Here is a 19,931-nt window from a genome sequence, read left to right as displayed (position 1 = left end):
ACGTCTAGTCGTCAAGGATGGTAAAAAGTAGTGGGGTAGCGCGTTTCTGGCACCTTGCTACTTTTTTACGGGGGAACGAATAAATGGGAGAAGCACCAATTATTTCTTTTAAACATGTGAATAAGATTTATAGCAATGGGACCGTTGGCTTGAAGGATATTAATTTTGAGATTCCACAAGGCCAGTTTTTGGTAGTCGTCGGGTTATCTGGTGCGGGGAAGAGTACCTTATTACGAACGATTAACCGAATGCATGAGATTACTACTGGAGAAATTAAGATTGACGGGGAACCCATTCAAACGTACAAAGGTCAGGCCTTGCGCCTGTTACGACGTAAGATTGGGATGATCTTTCAGGGGTTTAATCTGGTTAATCGTTCCAGCGTCGAACGCAATGTCTTGTCTGGCCGCGTGAGCTATTACCCGACCTGGAAGACGCTCTGTGGGTTGTTTACTCAGGCAGACCGTGAAATGGCTGTCCGGTCCTTACAACGGGTAAATTTAGCCGATAAACTCTACACGCGGGCAGATGAACTGTCCGGTGGGCAACAGCAGCGCGTCGCCATTGCCCGCACGTTGATGCAGGAGCCGAAAATTATTTTGGCGGATGAGCCAGTGGCGTCGCTGGATCCCTTAACGACCAAGGCCGTGATGGACACCCTCCAACGGTTGAACCGGGAGGACAATATCACCGTCATTGTCAATTTGCATTCGGTTCCGTTAGCGCGGCAATATGCGGATCGCATCATTGGGTTACAAGCGGGTCAACTGGTTTATGACCGGCCAATCAGCGAGGTGACGGAGGCTGACTTGAATGATATTTATGTGACGGAGGCGGTCCAGGCATGAGTATTCCAGAAGTCCCACGACGGTCGTGGATTCAGCGTTGGCACATTAAGGGCATCGCTGTGACGGTCTTGCTGTTGGTTTTGCTGGTGGCGTCTTCGCGGATGACTGGGGTCGACGTGGGGATGTTCTTCAGTAATTTCGGGCAGTTTCTGAATCTGTTAGTGCGGATGTCACATCCGGCTTGGGAGTACACCAATGTAATTGTTCGTCCCTTGTTAGAAACCATTCAAATGGCGATTCTGGGAACGACGATTGGGGCGGCGCTGGCCGTGCCATTCGCCATCTTAAGCGCCAGTAACTTGATTCACAATCGGTTCTTACGAGGACTGACCCGGTTATTTTTGGATTTGGTTCGGACGTTACCCGATCTTTTATTGGCTGCCATTTTTGTGGCGGTTTTTGGAATTGGCTCAACGGCGGGGGTCGTGACCTTAGCTATCTTCTCGTTTGGGATGGTTTCCAAACTTTTCTATGAAGTGATTGAAACGATTGATATGGGGCCCCTTGAGGCGTTGACCTCCGTGGGGGCTAGCAAGGTCACCATCATTTGGTATGCGGTGTTACCGCAAATCCTCAATCAGTTTGTGAGCTATTTTCTCTATACGTTAGAAATCAACGTGCGGGCGTCGACCGTTTTGGGGTACTTGGGAGCTGGTGGGATTGGGGTTTTTCTCCAGCGTTCACTCAACGAGTTTAATTATAGCCAAACGGCTGTCATTATTTTGGCTACTCTGGCAGTGGTGTTAGTCATTGACGGCATCAGTAATCACCTAAGGAGGGTCTTGCTCTAATGATAACTACGTTGATTGAAAAACCGTCACGGAGCATCTGGCAACGGTGGCGCTGGCTTCTGTGGGTCGTTGTGATTGGCGCCCTATATGATTGGACGATTAGTGGATTGAAGTTTACCGGTCTCCAGGAATCAGCCGGCGTCGTCTCACGGTCCATTATGGCCGGTTTAGTCCATCCGCAGTGGTCGTACGTGTACGATGGGAGCGGTGAGGATTTGGTTTCTTTGATCCTGCAGACGTTAGCCATCGCCTTTCTGGGGACGATTGTGTCGGCAGTTATCAGTGTGCCCTTTGCCTTTTGGGCGGCTCGCGGCGACCACGAACGGTTCTTCGTGCGTTCTGGTAGTGGGAAAGTCGTCTTGACATTGATTCGGACCTTTCCCGAAATTGTGTTGGCCATCATGTTTATTAAGGCTGTGGGGCCGGGCTCTTACGCGGGGGTCTTGGCCGTTAGCATCCATTCGATTGGGATGCTGGGCAAGCTCTTTAGTGAAGCGATTGAGAACATGAATCGGGGACCAGAAGAGGCTATCGTGAGTGCGGGCGGTCGTTCCGGACAGGTATTTGGTCTAGCGACGTTGCCAACCATTATGCCAGAATTCTTTTCCTATACGTTATATCGTTTTGAAATCGCTGTTCGATCTGCCTCTATCCTGGGGATGGTGGGGGCTGGGGGAATTGGGACGCCCATGATTTTTGCCATTCAAACGCGGAACTGGCCTAAGGTTGGTATTATCCTGTTAGGTATCGTCATCATGGTGCTCTTGATTGACTCCCTGTCCGAACAGTTACGAAAGCGGCTGATTTAAATGAAAGTCAAAATATTATCAACGAGTGATGTTCATGGTTATGTGTTGCCAACGAACTATAGCCGGCGGGATGACCACCAGGACTATGGTTGGTTGAAGGCGGCGACCGTCATTCAAGAGGTCCAGCAACGGGCGACGTCAGATGAGATTGTGATTACCATTGAGAATGGGGATTGGATTCAGGGGTCCGCGTTTGCCAGTTATTTGGTCCAACAGCCGGCTGACCAGCAAGCGTTATTTACCCAATTGACGCGGTCAATTCACTATGATGCCGGGGTTCTGGGCAATCACGAATTCAATTATGGCTTAGATTACCTGCGAAACTGTGAACGTCAACGAAACTATCCGTTGGTGGGCGCCAATATTCAAGGCGGCGTTACGCAAGGAATTTTAGATGCCCCGTACACGATTGTTGAAGAACGGGGGATTAAAATTGCAATCTTGGGGTTGACCACCGCGTACGTGCCTATTTGGGAGCGGGCAGACCACCTGACCGGACTGGATTTTACCTCCGCATTAGCGACAGCCAAGCGCTTTGTTCCGCAACTGCGGGCACTGGCCGATGTTGTCATCGTGGCCTACCACGGCGGCTTTGAGGCCGACCTGGAGACCGGTCAACCAACGGAACGACTGACGGGGGAGAACGAAGGGTCTCAGTTATTAGCAGACGTACCGGGGATTGATGCGTTAGTGACGGGTCACCAGCACCGCCAACTGGCAGGCGTTTACCAGGGCATTCCGACGACACAGCCCGGTGAAAAGGGTGTCGCGGTAGGCGAGATTACGCTCACACTGGATCATGAAAAACGGGTAGTCGACCAGTCGGCAACCCTGCTGACCACGGCTACGGCCAAACCAGATAGTACTTTGGCAGCGTTAGTAGCACCTATCCAAGAGAAAGTTGAAACTTGGCTAGATCAACCGGTCGGTCAACTCACAGGCAAATCACTGGCAGTCACAGACCCCATGGCGGCACGGCTGTGTGGCCACCCATATCTACAGTTTATCAATACGGTCGAGATGGTCGCTGGTCAAACTGACATTGCGGCAACCGCGTTGTTTAACGATGACGTCCATGGTTTGGGGGAACAGGTCTCATTGCGCCAGCTCCTTAATAGCTACCCGTATGCCAATACACTGGTTGTTGAACGGGTGACAGGGGCTGAGTTGCGAGCTGCATTGGAGCGGTGTGCCAGTTTCTTTACGGTCACCGATGATGGTCAGGTTGGCGTGTCACCAGCATTTACGACACCTAAGCTGGCACTCTACAATTATGATATTTACAGCGGCATTGAGTATCACTTTGATTTGACCCAACCGGTGGGTCAGCGCGTAACGCGGTTGGTGTATCATGGTCAACCAGTTGAAGCCACACAGACGTTAGCCGTTGCAATGAATCAGTACCGCGGCAATGGTGGCGGCGATTACCCGATGTTTTCGCCGGATAAGGTCTGCCGCGAGGTCAATGTCGACATGGCGGAACTAATTCGTCAGTATTTTGTAGCACAGCCAGTAGTGGTTGGCCGACCGCAGACGAACTTTACGGTTAACCTTACGGCTGAATAACGTGCCATGAAAAAAGCTCACACCTGCAGAAAAACTGCGGATGTGAGCTTTTTTGTTATGGATTAAGCGATTCGAACGACTAATTTACCCAGGTTATCGCCACGCTGGAGCAATTTCAAGCCCTCAGCCGCATCGTCAAAGGCCAAGACCCGGTCAATAACCGGGTCAAATTCGCCGGTTGCCAATTTCTGACCAATGACGCCTGCCATGAAGCCGAGGTCGGCAATCTCCTGAGGATTATTTGACCGGTAGACCCCGCCAAGTGCGGAACGCGTGAGGCCTAACGCCTTGTCATCTAGATTCAAGTGGGCTGGCATTCCATCACCGATGGCAATGATTTGGCCATTGTAGGCCATGCGGTCGACATCGGCCGCGAGTTCTTCGCCACCAATGATGTTCAGACTCAGGCCAACCCCAAGGCCGTTCGTGGCCTGCAGGACAGCCGTGGTCACGTCCGTTTGGTGGTAGTCAATGATGACGTCTGCACCAACGCGCTCGACCAGTGGCCGTTTTCTCGCGGAGGTGGTGGCGATTGTTTTTAAGTGTAAGTCGTGGGCAAACTGTAGGGCGGCCAAGCCCACGGCGCCACCACCAGCGTGGACTAAGACAGTTGGTAATTCGGAGAGGTTGGCCTTACGATAGAGTGCTTGATAGGCGGTCAGAGTGCCACAAAGACTCGCCGCTGCCTGTTCAAAGCTGACGTTGCTGGGAATCGGCGCCAGACTCAAAGGCGTCGTCACGGTAAACTCGGCCAGGCTACCAGCCCGTCGTAAATCCCCGTGGTACATCACGCGGTCACCCACGGACCAGTCCGTGACGTTGGCACCGACCGTGACAATTTCGCCGGCACAATCCATGCCGACCACGCGGGGGTCAGTGGTATCGCTACTTTCAATAACTTTATAGTCAGCTGGGTTGAGGCCCACGGCGCGCACGTAAACCTTGACCTCATCGTCTTGCGGCGTTGGTTCGGGAACTTCCGTGAATTTTAAGTCATCTAATGTGTGGGGTGCGGGCCCCGTAATGGTCCAAGCTTTCATAATGGTCATCCTTCTTTAAACATTTCAGACGTTAATCATGACTAGTCAAAACCAGTCTCCCTAGTCAGTATACTACACCGAGGAGGGCGGCCAATTTTAGTGTCGAAGGAAGGTTACTTTTGATTGTGACCGTTATCAATTCATCCTATTATTAAAAGTATGTTGCAATCGACTCTAATGGGATGCAATTTTCATGAAAACTTGGTAAAATTAATTAACTAAAAATGAGATTTGGAGGTGGACGCCTTGCACCAACCGTACGCTGCATTCCCGATTCCCGACCGCTAAACTGAATTTTCAAGAATAGAAAGGAAGACCCATTTACATGTCGAAAGACCCTAAAGAAACAGTCACCACACCAACTGAAGCAGAAACCACTGACCCTGGACCCAGCCAGCAGTCGCCTCTATGGCAACGCTCGACTGAGTCCTTACTCGTCGACTTTGCTACCAATGAAGATGAGGGACTGACCACCGCCGAAGCCGAAAAGCGGCTCAAGCAAAATGGCCCCAACGAGTTAACTGCTAAGAAGCAATCCAATTTACTACGCTTCTTGAAGCAATTTAACAACTCCATCATCTACATTTTAGCGGCGGCTGCCCTGATGACGTTCTTCATGCACCATTACTCCGATTCCATTGTTATCGGGCTAGTGATCGTTGCGAACGCCTTTATTGGTTATTTCCAGGAACGCTCAGCGGACAATGCTTTGGACCGCATCAAGGCCCTACTGGTCTCCGAGGCCGTCGTGATTCGTGACGGTCAGAAAATTACGTTGCCGGCACGCGAGCTGGTAACTGGGGACATCGTTCAACTGGAAGCCGGGGATACCGTCCCTGCCGACTTACGGTTGATCGACGCGGATAACTTAAAAATCCAAGAGTCGGCCTTGACCGGTGAAACGGACTCCGTGGAAAAGGGTGAAGACCCCTTGGACGTGGCGGACCTCGCGTTAGCCGAACGAAGCAACCAAGCCTTTGCCTCAACCGCTGTTACCAACGGTTCTGGGCGAGGAATCGTGACCGTGACCGGGGCACAAACCGAAATTGGTCATATCCAACAAAATGTTGCCGAAGTTAAGCAACAGACTACGCCATTGATGAAAAACTTAAACAGTTTAGGTTTAGGCTTATCCATCGCCATTTTAATTGCGGCTGTCTTGCTGTTCGTCCTGGGGATGATTACCCACGTCTACAGTTTGCCAACGTTATTAATTGCCGTGATTACAATGGTCGTGGGGTCCATGCCTGAAGGCTTGCCGGCCAGTACGTCGGTGGTTCTTGCCATGGGGACCCAGGCCATGACCAAGCAAAACGTCATCGTAAAGACGTTGCCCGCCGTTGAAACGCTGGGGGCCGTCGACATCGTTAACACCGATAAGACCGGGACGTTGACCAAAAACGAAATGACCGTGACCGACATTTTAACGCCGCAGGATACCTATACCGTTTCCGGGGTGGGCTACGATGCCGCTGGTCAGATTCAAAATGACGAGGGTGAGGACGTTGACTGGCAAGCCGACACTGACCTAGAGTGGTTGGTTCAAATTGCCGGGCAGACCTCCGACGCCGAATTCCATGAGGAAGATGGCCAATGGGTTCTGACCGGGGAACCGACCGACGGGGCCTTAACCGCGCTCTACCACAAGATGGTCGGCGCCGATCCAGACCCAGCTGAAATTGATTCCTTGCCATTCGACTCAGCCATCCGGTACTCCGCACGGCTGGTCGACCATCGTGGTCAACGCTACCTGTTGGTCAAGGGGGCCCCACAAACGCTGATCCGCTTAATGCAGGAACAAGGTGGGACTGTCGACGAAAATGCTTGGCAAGAACGCTTATCCCAGTTGACACAACAGGGTAAACGGGTGGTGGCCTTAGGGTATCAGCCGGTTGCCGCCGATGCTGATGAGGTCGATGACCTGCCAGTCGGGCAAGACTTCCATTTGGCCGGGATGGCCGGCATCATTGATCCACCCCGTCCTGGAGTAGCCGATGCCGTGCGGCAATTACGTTACGCCGGCATCAAAGTTAAGATGATCACCGGGGATGACCCAGAAACGGCCGCTGCCATTGCCGAACAGTTAAACCTGTCCGAACAGGCGCGCGCCATTACCGGACCAGAACTGGCCCAGATGAGTGATGCCGAGTTGGCTTCTCAGATTGATAAATACACCGTGTTTGCCCGAACGACGCCAGCCGATAAGCTGCGAATCGTGAAGGCCCAACAGTCCCGTGGTCACGTGGTCTCCATGACCGGTGACGGGGTCAACGATGCGCCTGCCTTGAAGCAGGCTGACATCGGGGTCGCCATGGGGATTCGGGGAACCGATGTGGCCAAGGACTCCGCCGACATGGTGTTAGCCGATGATGACTTCACCTCGATCCTGGGCGCGGTTCGGGAAGGGCGGCACGTCTTCGATAACATTCGCAAGACGATTCGCTTCCTGCTCCCAACCAGTTTCGCCGAAGGATTGATCGTGGTTCTGAGTATCCTGATGGATCAGGAATTACCGTTATTCCCAACGCAACTGTTGTGGATCAACATGGTGTCTGCCCTGACGATTCAGTTTGCCTTCATCTTCGAACCGGCCGAGAGCGGCATCATGAAACGGGGGCCACGAGATGTGACGCGCGGGATTCTTTCCAAGCTGGACGTCTTCGAGGTCACCTACGTGTCGTTGCTGATTTCCGGGCTGGGGATGTTTGCCTACGACCTCTTAACGGGCCAAGGCCTCTCTGCCGTAATCGGAAGTACCATGACGCTGAACGTGATTATTTTCGGGAAGATTTTCTACCTGTTCAACCTGCAAAATGACCACCCCGTTCTGTCGAAGTACTTCTTCAGAAATAAGATGAGTTTCGTGATTGTCGGCATCCTGCTGTTGCTGCAAGCCATGATTATTTACTGGCCAGCGATGCAGGGCGTCTTCCACACCACTTCCGTCAACTTCTTCTACGGTTGGGGTATCCCAATCATGGCCGGGGTCGTCGTCCTGGTGGTCACGGAAATTGCCAAGGCCATTCGCCATCGCCTTGACGCCAACACGGTCACTCGCGAACAACGGAATTTCTAATCGGTTTCTACTGGACGAGACGTTGTGGCGATAAAAATAGGTGATCACATGAAACGAAAAATTAGATGGGTGCCCATCGGCATCATGGTACTGGCGGCGGTGGTCGTTGACCTCAGCCGCCACAGCCTACCGGACTGGTTAGTGACGGGATTCACGGTCGTGTGGCTGCTGATTGTCGTTATCGGTCTGTACCGAATGGTTATCCTTAAACGTTAATATGGAAAGGAGCTCAGTCGTTGTGACTGGGCTCCTTTTTCTATGGAATGATGCGGATAATCGTGTTGATTGGGCCGGATGTACCGACTCATGGTTGAAAATTTGCTGAAATTGGCAGAGTACAGAGAACTGAATGTGTGGTTGGGGCTAAACAAATGTAGCCGCAGGGATGGTGAAAATAGGCTCAGCCGTAGGAATTGCCTTAGTGGCGGGCTGGGCCGCTTAGGCAATTGGTATCTTTGAGACGCGTTTCTTAGCGGCTCAAAGTAAGGGGGAAGACCGCCCTTTGGCTTCCGCCGTCCGCCTACAGCGTTCCGGCCTATTTTCACCATCCCGGAGGCGGGAGCAATGCATTTAGCCCCAAGCACACAATCTAGGAATATTTTGGGAAACCTCTGGCTCTAATCAAAACTTAATCCTATACTGGTAAGAAAGGGGGCGGAACAACAAAATGTTGAAGAAGAGTTCCGATTGTACCGAAATTTTAGTGGGTAAGGCCGCCAGTATTGACGGTTCTACCATTGTGGCGCGTAACGAGGATGGTTACGGCCCGATTAATCCAATTAAATTTGTGGTCCACCCAGCGACGGACCAACCGGGCGCATCGTTTACGTCAATTACTACTGGCGTTAACGTTCCCTTACCCGATCACGCTTTCCGCTACACAGGCACGCCACAAGCCGACCAGAGTGATGGCCAGTATGAAGAATCTGGGATCAACGAGTTTAACGTTGGGATGAGTGCCACCGAAACCACGGCCACGAATGCCCGCGTCTTGGGTTACGACCCACTGGTTGACGATGGTATCAACGAAGAAGCCATGGTCACGTTGGTTTTGCCGTACATCAAGAGCGCCAAAGAAGGGGCCCAACGCTTGGGTGCCCTGCTCGAAAAGTACGGGACTGGCGAAAGCAACAGTATCGCCTTTAACGATAATGATGAAATTTGGTATCTCGAAACGGCTGGTGGTCACCACTGGGCCGCAATGCGGTTGCCAGAAGACAGCTACGCCATCGCGCCTAACCAGACGTTGATGCAAGAGGTCGACCTCAATGATACCGACAACTTCTTGGTGGCGACGGACCTGGTCGACTTCGTGGAAAAGAATCACTTGAACCCGACACCGGGCAGCTTTAATTTCCGCGAAATCTTTGGGACTCACGGCGAAGACGATGCTTACTACAACACGCCGCGGACCTGGTACGGCCAAAAGTTATTTAATCCAGAAATTACGGACCAACAACCTACCGACCAAGACATGCCATTTACTCGGGTGCCCGCTAAGAAGTTAGCGATTGAAGACGTCCAGTTCTTCTTGAGTTCCCACTACAACGGCACGCCTTACGATCCATTTGGCACCTACGCTTCCGGCTCGGCTGACGACCAGAAGAAGTACCGGCCAATCGCTATGGATCGGAACCAATGTTCATCCATTTTACAAATTAGAAATGATGTTCCTGCCGATCACGCGGCAATTCAATGGATTGCCATGGGTTTCTTCGCCTATGCACCCTATGTACCATTCTTTACCAACATCAAAGATACGCCGGTGGACTACCAAAACACCACTACTGACGTCGATGTTGAGAATGTTTACTGGCTAAATAAGACGTTATCTGTTATCATTGAACCACATTTCCACGAATATGTGGAAGCCGTCAATGCCTTCCGTGAAGGTTGCCAGTCCTACGCCCGTTCCCGGGTGGCAGCGACCGATGCAGCTATCAACGGCGACGCGACGGACTTCTTGACACAGAGTAACGCTGAAACGGCCGGTGAAATTTCTAAACGGACGCATCAATTGTTCGATGACCTGGTCAAGCACGGCTTGTTATTATCCAAGACGGCTTGGGAAAAGGGGCAGAACCTGTAATTTCTGTTTAGCTTCACTAGTCTATCCTCTGACTAAGGAAAATTTGGCGTTACTCGTGCGTAATAGTTAGCTCCAGCAATGGATTTGACGTAAAAAGGGTGTTGGGTGAATTATCATCCGCGCTCGACGGAGTAGGGACTTAAAAGTTGAGGATAGATATAGGAGGAGACAACCATGAAATGGGCGAAGTTAATTCTGGCTAGTGTGGCGGGGCTAAGTTTATGGGGCGGCGTGACGACTGCAAATGCGGCCAAAAAGGTCACGTTACCCGCGTACCCGAAGCAACGCGTATTTACGTTTAAAGCAAAGGGGACCAAGGTCTACAGTTATCCCCGCGCGGCGTACAAGCACAGTAGCGTCTTGGGTATGGATCAGAGCACCACGAAGCAGTGGACGGTCGACAAGGTGATCACCGTCAAGGGTCAGCGTTACGTGCGTCTGGCACGGGTGAGCGCCAAGTCCTTGCCTCACGGGACGATTGTGCCGAACGCCTCTAAGGCCAATGTGAAATTGGTCGGGGGTTACGTCGCCTTGAATAAGCTGAAATTTCACCAGCAGATTGCTAGCATGAAGTCGGTGAAGAAGACCGCTTACTGGACGCCAACCACCAAGCATGACTTCTGGAACATGCCCGCTCATTCCTTGGGGAAGACGGCGGCTAACCACTACGGTCACACGTATGGCTACCGGACGTTGTACGCGGTTGAATCGTTGACGACCACCAGCAAGAAGTCCTATTTGTACTTCGAAACGGCTGATGGCAAGGCGATTGGCTGGTTGCCTAAGAGTGCCGTGATCAAGGGGCAGTACCCCGACTTACTGAAGCGTGAGCTGGGCCGGAACCTATCCGCGGACTCGACGGCGTTAACCACCGTTGACAAGGCGGGTCACGTGAAGGTTGGCGTTGCCCTGAAGGTTGGTCAAGTCCAACGGGTTGCCCTCCTGAAGCAAAACAGTGAAACGGCGGTCTACGATTTTACTGCCGGCAAAGCCGTTAAACTCACGACGCGGACGTCAACGGGTAAGGTCAAGCAGACCACGGCCGTGACGCAAACCACGAAGAACCTGACGTTCAAGGCCCAGTCGGACTTTGATATTCAGGGGTACACCTACAACGTGAAGGTCACGCCAGCCGGTAAGGTCAGCGTGCTGAGCGTCGGCGGGTGGATGGCTTAAAGGTGAATTAACTGAAATTAAAAAGTGGTCAGGGTGTTTGAGATGAAATTCTCAAATACCCTGACCTTTTTGTATCCTAATCCTGTTTTTATTTATCCTTAAATGATGTGTCACCAAGTTAATTTGCGACCATTTTTGCGAACCTCAGAAGGCGTTGTTTGCGTCCACCGCTTAAATTGACGACTGAAATTGGCAACGTTTTTATAACCTAAGGCATTGCCAATTTCATTGATAGAATACTGCGGTTTGGCCAACATTTTTTTAGCCTCGTTAATTTTTAATTTGGTGAGGTATTCTCTTGGCGAGATACCGTACGTTTTCTTGAAGATTCGGAAGCCATAACCGTCACTGAAGCCGACCTTTTTAATAGCAGCTGATACTTCAACGAGGCTGCCTTCAACCATATAGCCATTCTTTAGATAGTCTAAGACTTGTGTTGTGAGCTTATCCTTCAAGTAATCAGCCATAATTCTCGCGTATTCGGTTGTACTAGTCTCACTGTTCTGGCGGACCTTCTTGCTATCTTGGAAAAAGATTTGGAGCATTTTAGAGAGTTCGATTTGAATGATCATCTTGGTGTCGAAGTCGTAAGACTGGTCAGAAATAAGGCCATCCAGCTTGGATAAGTGCGGTTTTAAGAGACCAGTGAATTGGCTATCTTTTGGATAATGGTAGTCGAGGCCTTCGATGAGTTGGGCCTTGAGGGTCGGGTCATCTAAGTCGAAATGAAAGCAGAAGTATTTTAACGACTTGCCAGCCCAAACGCGATGCAAGACTTCGGGGGGAATCAAAGCAAAATCACCAGAACTAAGCGGATATGTTTTCCCATAAACATTTAAAAATTCCGTGCCCGCAAGAATGTAGATACATTCGAAAGCATAATGTTTCTCAACCGGAGCAGCCCAGTCGTCACGTACTTTTTGCTCATGAGCACCGAAGAAGGTTAAATTCCAGTCCAGTACTGGGAGCTTTTTAGCATTTTCCAAGAAGTCCATAACTAGTCCTCTTTCTTAAGACGTTCTGTACTTAGCAAAGTTATTATATCATATTTGGATAAATTCGAGGCAAATTACCATATATACAATTTTGGCTAAACCTGTGATACTTAGTTCAACGATTAAGAAAGCGTTTTCTTAAAGGATAACGCTGAGAAAGGGCGATTTAAGTTGAAATTCAAAAAAATTTTGTATGGTGCTGCTTACTATTACGAGTACCTGCCATTTGACCGCTTAGATAAAGATATTGAAATGATGAAGGCTGCCAACATTAATGTTGTCCGGATTGGTGAAAGTACTTGGGGAACTTACGAACCACAAGAAGGCGTTTTTGACTTTAGTAAGTTAGACAAAGTCGTTGATGCGATGGCCAAGGCTGACATTCAAGTTATCATCGGAACCCCTACCTATGCGATTCCAACTTGGCTAGCTAAAAAGTATCCAGAAGTCATGCTGACGAATAAGGCCGGCAAACAAGTTTATGGTGCTCGTCAAATCTTTGATATTACAAATCCGACTTTCAGAATGCATGCTGAGAAAATTATTCGGCAGATTATCAGTCGGACCGCGGATAAGCCAAATGTTATTGGCTTCCAGGTTGATAATGAGACGAAACACTTTGATACCAGCAGTGCTAACGTTTATATTGCTTTTCAAAAGTGGCTAAAAAAGAAATTTAATGGGGATTTGGACGCGTTGAACCTCGCCTATGGGTTAGATTACTGGAGTAACCGGATCAATGCTTGGGAAGATTTTCCACCCGTTAATTCAACAATCAATGGGAGCCTGGGAGCAGCATTTGATGAATTTAAGCGTACCTTGTCGACTGATTATCTGCAGTGGCAGGTCAACTTAGTTAATGAGTATAAGCATGATGATCAGTTTGTGACCAATAACTTTGATTTGGAATGGCGGGGGTACTCTTACGGACTGCAACCCGATGCCAATCATTTTGATGAGGCTAAAGCAATGGATGTTACGGCAGTCGATATTTACCATCCAACACAAGATAATCTGACTGGAATTGAAATCGCTTTCGCAGGAGATTTTTCTCGCTCAACTAAAGATACCAATTACATCGTCATGGAAACCGAAGCACAAGCCTTTAAACACTGGGTACCATATCCAGGACAGCTTAAATTGCAAGCGTATTCACACATTGCTTCGGGTGCAAACATGATTAGTTATTGGCACTGGCACTCAACACACAATGGGTATGAAACCTATTGGAAAGGCTTGTTGAGCCAGGACTTCAAACCCAATCCAGTTTACAACGAAGCAAAAACGATTGGTAAAGATTTAGCTGAAAAGGGATCATTGTTTGTCAATTCTCATAAAAATAATCGTGTTGCCTTCGTTGTCAGCAATCAAGCGTTAAGTGCCGTTGACTGGTTCCCATACAAGAACACGGCTTTTGACCGTACCAACGAGCATCAATACAATGATGTCTTACGTTCGTACTACGATGCGTTGTATAAGATGAATGTTGAAGCAGATATTTTAGAAGTTGGTGATGCAAGAATTACCAATGATAATTATGATTTGCTGGTTGTTCCGATGCTGTATTCAGCTTCTGATAGTCAGTTAGAACAGCTCAAACACTTTGAAGAACAAGGTGGTACAGTACTTTACTCATTCCGTTCTGGGTTTACGAATCAGGATGTCAAGGTTCGGACTGATACGCAACCAGCTAAGATTTCTGAGGCGGTTGGGACGACGTATGAATTATTTGTTGAACCTGATCAAAACTTTTCGACTGGTAAGCCAGAACGAGACATGACAATTTCTGGGGTCGCTGGGTTATCTGATTTGAAAGAGCAGCCGGTCAAGTATTGGGCTGAACTGTTAACGCCAACTACCGGTAAGCCACTTGCGATGTACGATCACCCATATTGGGGGAAATATGCCGCAATTACTGAGAATACGTTTGGAAAAGGGCGTGCTTTCTACGTTGGCACTTATCTAAATGATGAGTCTATGCGTGTGTTATATCAATATATCTTGAAGCAAAGTGGGCTGTGGACCAGCCGACAAGAACAGCGTTTTCCGATTGTCAATAAACAATTAATCGAAGAAAATGGCAACGTTCTTGATTTCTACTTTAATTACTCAAATGACAATCAGCAGGTGACGTTTGCGTCTCAGGCTGGAACCGAAATTCACGATGGATCAAAGCAGACAAAAGATGGTCAGTTTACGTTAGCACCTTGGACGGTTAAAGTCTTTGAAGTGAAACGATAACAAGGGAGATTTTTAAGTTGGAAATAAGCAGATGAGCCAGGAATGGCATGCAAGCTATACTGATAAGCAACAACCCAAAGTTCCAGTTCGGGTTGGGGTGGCCGTAGCTATTGGTGTATTACTGTGGTTAGGACCATTTAATGGTGTGAGCTCAATTCTTAATCCAGCCAAGTTGGCCAATATTATGGGTGGTGCCGGTTCAAGAGTCAACAGTTTCCTAGCGGTTCTTGGAACGATTGGTGCCGTTGTTTCAACGTTAACAACGATTATTATTGGGGCTTTATCTGATCGAACCCACTCGAGATGGGGACGGCGGACACCATGGATTGTTGTGGGTTCTGTTTTAACGGCTGCAGTGATGGTCGGTCTGGGAATGATCAAGACGGAACAACAATTACCAATCTTCATTCTGCTATGGTGTGGGATTCAAACCTTCATTAACATGATTGTTGCCCCATTACTGGCAGTGATTGCAGATCAAGTTGCCCCGATGCATCGGGGAACGATTTCATCCATCTATGCGGTGGGATTTGTGATCGGTCAGTATGGTGGTCCTGTTGTCGGCGGTCAATTTTTAAGCAATACAAATACTGGTCTGATTAATACTGGTTATTATATCTTCGCAGCTTTGATTTTACTGTCAGGTCCAGTAGCGGCGATTCTGTTAAAGGAAAAGTCCAGCTTGGGGATGCCTAAGGAAAAACTTGATTTGAGTGGTTTTGTTAAGGCATTTATCTTCCCTATCCATAAGGTGCGTAACTTCTATCTGGCTTTATTCGGTAAGATGTTGATTGTGATCACTACGACTGCATTTGCTACTTACCAAGTCTTCTTCCTGACTAGTGGGATGAATCTTGGAAGTTCTGAGGCGGGGAAGTATATTTCCTTGATGGGGACTGCCACAATGGTTACGGCAATTATCTTTTCATCGACGGCCGGCCCGGTTTCAGATAAATTAAAGACTCGGAAATGGGTTGTTGCATTTGCTGCCTTGCTGATTTCAATTGGCACGGTACTGCCATTTATCTTTAAGAGTCCTGCAACGATGATTTGGTATGGGGTCATTGCTGGTACCGGCTCTGGAATCTTTAGTTCAGTCGACCAAGCATTGAACCTAGAAGTTTTACCTGATCCTGAAACGGCAGCTAAAGACTTGGGAATTCTGAACTTAGCTAACACTGGGGCACAAATCTTGGCACCAGTATTGGGCGCAATTCTCTTTGACATGGTTGGTAAGAACTATATGCCAATTTTACCGGTGCTTGCAGTAGTTGCCCTATTAGGTGCTGGGATGGTCTTGATGATTAATGAACATAAGACGGTTTAGATGTTTAGAATAGTATTTATCATGGTAAATTATGGTGTATCGATATAGACGATAAAAAGGTCAGGGTATCTGAGATGAAATTCTCAAATACCCTGACCTTTTTCGCGACACTTAATGCTGAATTACAGTTGTTCCCCCGCCGCCAAACAATCCGCACGCAACAGCTCGTAAATTTCCGCCTTCAACGGTGCCTGCGTCGCCAGCCAGGCGCGGTCGCGGGTGACCGGCGTCAGGGCGATGTCTTGGACCACGTGGGCCGGTCGCGCCGACAACACGAGAATCCGGTCGGACAGATAGATGGCCTCCTCGATATCGTGGGTGACCAGTAAGGTTGTCCGTTTCAACTCGGCCGGCAGTCCCAGCAACCAGTCCTGCATCAGGCCCCGCGTCATCGCGTCCAGGGCCCCGAATGGCTCATCTAATAGGCGGTAGTCGGCCGGGTTGAGCATGGTTCGTAACAGGGCGACCCGTTGCCGCATCCCCCCGGACAGCTGGTGGGGCAGAAACTTGCGGTAGGGCAGGAGGCCACAGAGCGTGAGCAATTCGGTGACCCGTTCCTGGTCCACGGGTTGATGGTTGATCCGTTGATACAACGTGATATTTTGATCGATGGTGTACCAGGGAAACAACATGTCCTCCTGGGGTAGGTAACTGAACGTGGTGTTGAGTCCCGTAATCGGCTGGTCATCGACCGCCAGACTACCGGTGGAAGGCGTCAGTAGCCCGGTCAACAATTTCAAAATGGTGGATTTGCCCGCACCACTGGGCGCAATCAACGACACGAAGCTGCCGTCCGCAATCGTTGCAGTCACGTCATTTAAAATGTCTAGCTTATCCAGCGTGAGGCTGACATTTTGCAAGGTAATCGGCATGGCTAGTCTCCGACGTACTGATTGGTGTAGAGGGTATCGGCCGGGATGGTCTTCTTGATCAGGCCATAGTCCTTCATGAAGCCGGTGTAGTTGTCCCAAACCTTCGCGTCCATCTGGCCCCATTTGGCTGCGTCATCCGTGTAGTTAGCTGAGAGGAAGGCTTGCGATTCTTCCAGGAAACTCAGGTCGGAATCCTTGGCGTACTTGTGTAAAATCTTGGCGTCGGCTTTGGGATGGGCCATGGCGTCTTGGTAGCCCTTCTTGGTGGCGCTCATAAAGGCCTTGATCAGCTTGGGGTCCTTCTTTAATTGGGTATTGTTGGTGATAATCACGGGTGTGTAGTAGTCCAGTCGCTTATCCAATTTGCGGAGTGGCATGTAGTTCACCTTGATGCCATCATCCTTGGCACGAATCACGTCCCAGCCTTGGAACCACCACTGCAGGTCGTTCTTCTTGCCCAAACTCTTGGGGCCATCGCCGGTCGCACCGACAACCTTCAGGGATTTGGGATCGACCTTAGCCTTGCTCATGACGGCTTTCAACACGGCTTCTTCACTAGGTGTCTGCCAACCGGCGTAGGTCTTGCCCGCAAAATCCTTGGGTGAGGTGATGCCACTGGACTTGAGCGAGACGAACCCGGACGTGTTGTGCTTGATGACGGTTCCAATCGCCTTGACGGGGATGTTCTTGCCGTCGGCGTGGGCGAACGTCACGTCTTCTTGGTAGCTGACCCCGAATTGGGCCTTGTTGGCGCCGACCATACCGATACTGGTGGCGTTGTCGCCGGGCTCAATAATCTTGACGTTTAAGCCGGCCTTCTTAAAGTAGCCCTTGTCCTTCGCCACGTACAGCCCCGTGTGATTGGTATTGGGCACGTAGTCGAGGACGATTGACACATCGGTCAATTTCTTAGCAGATTTAGAATCAGACGATTGATTTTTAGCATTACCACAGGCTGTCAGTGAAAGTAATAGTGGCACCAGGAACCAAAGCTTCGTTAATTTCATGATAATCTCCCTTGGATGAATGTTTTATAATATAATTTTTGAAAAATGCGCGTCACGATGTTTAACCCTAAACTCAGCACAATCACGCAGAGAATGGCGGCGAAGACCTTATCGATTTGGTAGCCGTTCTTCACGCGGATCATGTAGTAGCCCAGCCCCGCCTCGGCGCTCAGCCATTCCCCGATGATGGCGCCGCTGACGCAGTAGGTGGCGGCGATTCGCAAGCCAGCGAAGAATCCCTGCATGCCTTGTGGAATCTTCAGGAGCCGGTAGACTTGCCAGCTTTTGGCCCCCATGGTCTGGAGAAAGCGAATCTGCTCACCGGAGACCTTTCCCAGCGCCTCCGAGAAGGCCACAATGATGGGAAAGTAACTCATGAGAACGACCAGAATAATCTTGGGCGCCATGCCAAAGCCAAACCACAGGCTCAGCAAGGGACCCAGCACCATGACGGGCAGGGTTTGTGAGATGACCAGCAGCGGGTAAAATGACTGGTATAGGAGTTGCCAGCGGTCCATGACCAACGCCGTACAGAAGGCTAACAGGCAGGCGATACCCAAGCCAATCATGGATTCATATAAAGTCACCCACGAATTTTGCAGGAGACCAGGCCCGTCCGCCACCAGCGCCTGACTCACGGCCACCGGACTGGGTAAAATGAACGCCGGTGTGTGCAGGAGGGTGACCGCGAGTTGCCAAGCGGCCAACAGCAGGACCAGGCTGCCCAGCGGGTATAGCTTGCGTTTCATGTAAAACCACCTTTCTTCACTAAAAAAGCCCCATCCGGGGGAGTAAGTCCGCCTGGATAGAGCATCCGCGCGTTTCTCCCTGCGCCAGTGTTAGCTGACAGGTTCAATGGGTCAAAGTTCACAACTTACTCTCGTGCCGTTTAACGGTATCCCCAGAAACTTTTTAAGTTGGACTTAGTATAGCATGGCAATTCTACCGGAACAACTCAATTTACTTGTCCCAAAGTGAATCCTACGAAATTTGATTGTGGTGATTTTTAGGCGCCAATCCCGTGGTATGAAAGGCTTTGTCCGAGGATGTGAAATTAAAATCACGCAATTTTGGCAGGCAAACGGTCGCAATCTTTCGTAGCGATGGGGCAAAATGTCCGAGACTAAAATCGTTTGACACTTAACCAGTCGTTCCCCTTAATTTGCTGGCCAAGCTAACCGAATGACTCTACGGGAGTGCTGGCGGCGAGTATCGTAAAATGAATCCAAAGTCATGGCTAAAGTTATGACGTGACTTGGTTACTCAGCTTTATCAGAGAAATTGTGGACCGTGTCTAGTGACTACCATCAACGTGACTGGCGGGTTCTGAGCTGAGATTGGGGGGGCTTCGCGCATGCGAGGTTCCTTTTTGGTTTGGGGTCTAAACTAGTCGTTGGGTTCGCCTCCGGGATGGGGAAAATGAGCCTGGTCTCGTCCGTTCCCGGCGGTGAGCTCAAGGTGCCCTGCTGTGGGGCCGGTTCCAGCCAAAGAGCGGGCTTCCACCTAAACTTTGGGCCTGAGGGGCGGTCTCAAAGGTTGTCCCATGGTCTAAGCTGAGAAAAACCGCTCAGCTAAGACCATCGACACAGCTGGTCACCTTGGCGCGCCTCTGGTCACTTCCACGACTGGCTCATTTTCCCCAGCTCTGCGGCTAAGACTGGTTTAGCCCCCAAAACCGGACGGACTCTTTGGTTTTGTTGAGTCTAATAGTGTATTGGATACCACCACGTGTGATATATTACTCGGTAAGAATCTGCTTGATATGGGAGGGAAATCTGGTGGAAAAAGCCTATGTTGATGACTTGATTGCAGAATATATGCAGGACGATAACGTTAAGACAGACATGCTGAAAGAAAAAATCCAACTGGACTTGGATGTAAACTCATTGCAGACTAAAGGGACTTCTCTCAAATAATAATTTGAGGCGTCACTCTGATACTAGTTCAAAGATATTTACACGAGGCTAACCGTCAAAGGTGGCCTCGTTTTTATTCGTCTAAAAAGAAAACGCTTAAGACTAAGAATCTCGTGAAAATTTCCTAAAATGGGCGGGACTTTTAATCATCTTTGTTATACTGGTCAGTGCTCGTTAA

The 19,931-nt window shown here is 49.7% G+C and carries 16 protein-coding genes and 1 riboswitch; of the genes, 11 read left to right on the top strand and 5 right to left on the bottom strand.

Translation table 11 applies throughout. The features are described from left to right. Window positions 1-83: 83 nt before the first annotated feature. Genes phnC through ACEPST_RS04110 form a run of 4 tightly spaced genes read left to right on the top strand, consistent with a single transcriptional unit; the run spans window position 84 to window position 4,014 of the window. The gene (gene phnC, locus ACEPST_RS04125; protein WP_204120403.1) at window positions 84-848 is read left to right on the top strand and encodes a phosphonate ABC transporter ATP-binding protein; all 765 of its coding nucleotides are present in this window, start codon (window positions 84-86) and stop codon (window positions 846-848) included. Then, window positions 845-1,639 (top strand): phosphonate ABC transporter, permease protein PhnE, encoded by a 795-nt coding sequence (gene phnE / locus ACEPST_RS04120; RefSeq protein WP_204120402.1) that lies wholly within the window; start codon window positions 845-847, stop codon window positions 1,637-1,639. The genes phnC and phnE (ACEPST_RS04120) overlap by 4 nt, the downstream gene beginning before the upstream one ends. Next, complete coding sequence (phnE, locus tag ACEPST_RS04115) at window positions 1,639-2,448, top strand: phosphonate ABC transporter, permease protein PhnE (RefSeq protein WP_203642520.1); 810 nt, start codon at window positions 1,639-1,641, stop codon at window positions 2,446-2,448. The genes phnE (ACEPST_RS04120) and phnE (ACEPST_RS04115) overlap by 1 nt, the downstream gene beginning before the upstream one ends. Next, window positions 2,449-4,014 carry a bifunctional metallophosphatase/5'-nucleotidase gene (locus tag ACEPST_RS04110; RefSeq protein ID WP_204120401.1) on the top strand — a complete coding sequence of 522 codons (1,566 nt, stop codon included), beginning with the start codon at window positions 2,449-2,451 and terminating at the stop codon, window positions 4,012-4,014. It abuts the gene before it with no gap. Between the two features lie 62 nt (window positions 4,015-4,076). On the opposite strand, the gene ACEPST_RS04105 is transcribed toward ACEPST_RS04110, so the two are convergent. After that, on the bottom strand, window positions 4,077-5,054 hold the full coding sequence (locus ACEPST_RS04105) for a zinc-binding dehydrogenase (protein WP_204120400.1): 978 nt from the start codon (window positions 5,052-5,054) through the stop codon (window positions 4,077-4,079). A gap of 325 nt (window positions 5,055-5,379) precedes the next feature. On the opposite strand from ACEPST_RS04105, the gene ACEPST_RS04100 reads away from it, so the two are divergent. The 4 genes from ACEPST_RS04100 to ACEPST_RS04085 all read left to right on the top strand — a co-directional run bounded on the left by ACEPST_RS04100 (window position 5,380) and on the right by ACEPST_RS04085 (window position 11,395). Then, window positions 5,380-8,130 carry an HAD-IC family P-type ATPase gene (locus ACEPST_RS04100; RefSeq protein ID WP_204120399.1) on the top strand — a complete coding sequence of 917 codons (2,751 nt, stop codon included), beginning with the start codon at window positions 5,380-5,382 and terminating at the stop codon, window positions 8,128-8,130. A gap of 48 nt (window positions 8,131-8,178) precedes the next feature. Then, window positions 8,179-8,346 carry a hypothetical protein gene (locus ACEPST_RS04095; protein ID WP_204120398.1) on the top strand — a complete coding sequence of 56 codons (168 nt, stop codon included), beginning with the start codon at window positions 8,179-8,181 and terminating at the stop codon, window positions 8,344-8,346. A gap of 451 nt (window positions 8,347-8,797) precedes the next feature. Then, complete coding sequence (locus ACEPST_RS04090) at window positions 8,798-10,219, top strand: C69 family dipeptidase (RefSeq protein ID WP_204120397.1); 1,422 nt, start codon at window positions 8,798-8,800, stop codon at window positions 10,217-10,219. 174 nt (window positions 10,220-10,393) lie between these two features. Further along, a complete protein-coding gene (locus ACEPST_RS04085; RefSeq protein ID WP_204120396.1) occupies window positions 10,394-11,395 on the top strand; it encodes a GW dipeptide domain-containing protein in 1,002 nt (333 codons plus the stop codon). A 110-nt stretch (window positions 11,396-11,505) separates the two neighbouring features. On the opposite strand, the gene ACEPST_RS04080 is transcribed toward ACEPST_RS04085, so the two are convergent. Then, the gene (locus ACEPST_RS04080) at window positions 11,506-12,390 is read right to left on the bottom strand and encodes an AraC family transcriptional regulator (protein ID WP_204120395.1); all 885 of its coding nucleotides are present in this window, start codon (window positions 12,388-12,390) and stop codon (window positions 11,506-11,508) included. A gap of 171 nt (window positions 12,391-12,561) precedes the next feature. Between ACEPST_RS04080 and ACEPST_RS04075 the strand changes: the two genes are divergently transcribed. Further along, window positions 12,562-14,631, top strand: coding sequence for a beta-galactosidase (locus ACEPST_RS04075; protein WP_204120394.1), 2,070 nt, complete (start codon window positions 12,562-12,564; stop codon window positions 14,629-14,631). Between the two features lie 31 nt (window positions 14,632-14,662). Next, window positions 14,663-15,958, top strand: coding sequence for an MFS transporter (locus ACEPST_RS04070; RefSeq protein WP_203637743.1), 1,296 nt, complete (start codon window positions 14,663-14,665; stop codon window positions 15,956-15,958). A gap of 122 nt (window positions 15,959-16,080) precedes the next feature. Here the strand turns inward: ACEPST_RS04070 and ACEPST_RS04065 are convergent, their stop codons facing one another. From ACEPST_RS04065 to ACEPST_RS04055, 3 genes are read right to left on the bottom strand one after another with little or no spacing between them, the layout of a single operon-like run. Beyond that, on the bottom strand, window positions 16,081-16,830 hold the full coding sequence (locus tag ACEPST_RS04065; protein ID WP_204120393.1) for an ABC transporter ATP-binding protein: 750 nt from the start codon (window positions 16,828-16,830) through the stop codon (window positions 16,081-16,083). A 2-nt stretch (window positions 16,831-16,832) separates the two neighbouring features. Continuing rightward, complete coding sequence (locus ACEPST_RS04060; protein WP_204120392.1) at window positions 16,833-17,837, bottom strand: ABC transporter substrate-binding protein; 1,005 nt, start codon at window positions 17,835-17,837, stop codon at window positions 16,833-16,835. Next, window positions 17,834-18,586, bottom strand: coding sequence for an ABC transporter permease (locus tag ACEPST_RS04055; protein WP_204120391.1), 753 nt, complete (start codon window positions 18,584-18,586; stop codon window positions 17,834-17,836). The genes ACEPST_RS04060 and ACEPST_RS04055 overlap by 4 nt, the downstream gene beginning before the upstream one ends. A 59-nt stretch (window positions 18,587-18,645) precedes the next feature. Beyond that, a riboswitch (TPP riboswitch) is annotated at window positions 18,646-18,751 on the bottom strand. A gap of 864 nt (window positions 18,752-19,615) precedes the next feature. Here ACEPST_RS04055 and ACEPST_RS04050 point away from each other — a divergent pair. Beyond that, complete coding sequence (locus tag ACEPST_RS04050) at window positions 19,616-19,753, top strand: hypothetical protein (RefSeq protein ID WP_204120390.1); 138 nt, start codon at window positions 19,616-19,618, stop codon at window positions 19,751-19,753. Window positions 19,754-19,931 lie beyond the last annotated feature (178 nt).

It is taken from the genome of Levilactobacillus sp. FUA 3915, from assembly GCF_044053135.1.
GTDB classification, from domain to species: Bacteria; Bacillota; Bacilli; order Lactobacillales; family Lactobacillaceae; genus Levilactobacillus; species Levilactobacillus lanxiensis.
Note: the sequence above shows the minus strand (reverse complement) of the source record. Positions and strands in the feature narration are given on the sequence as shown.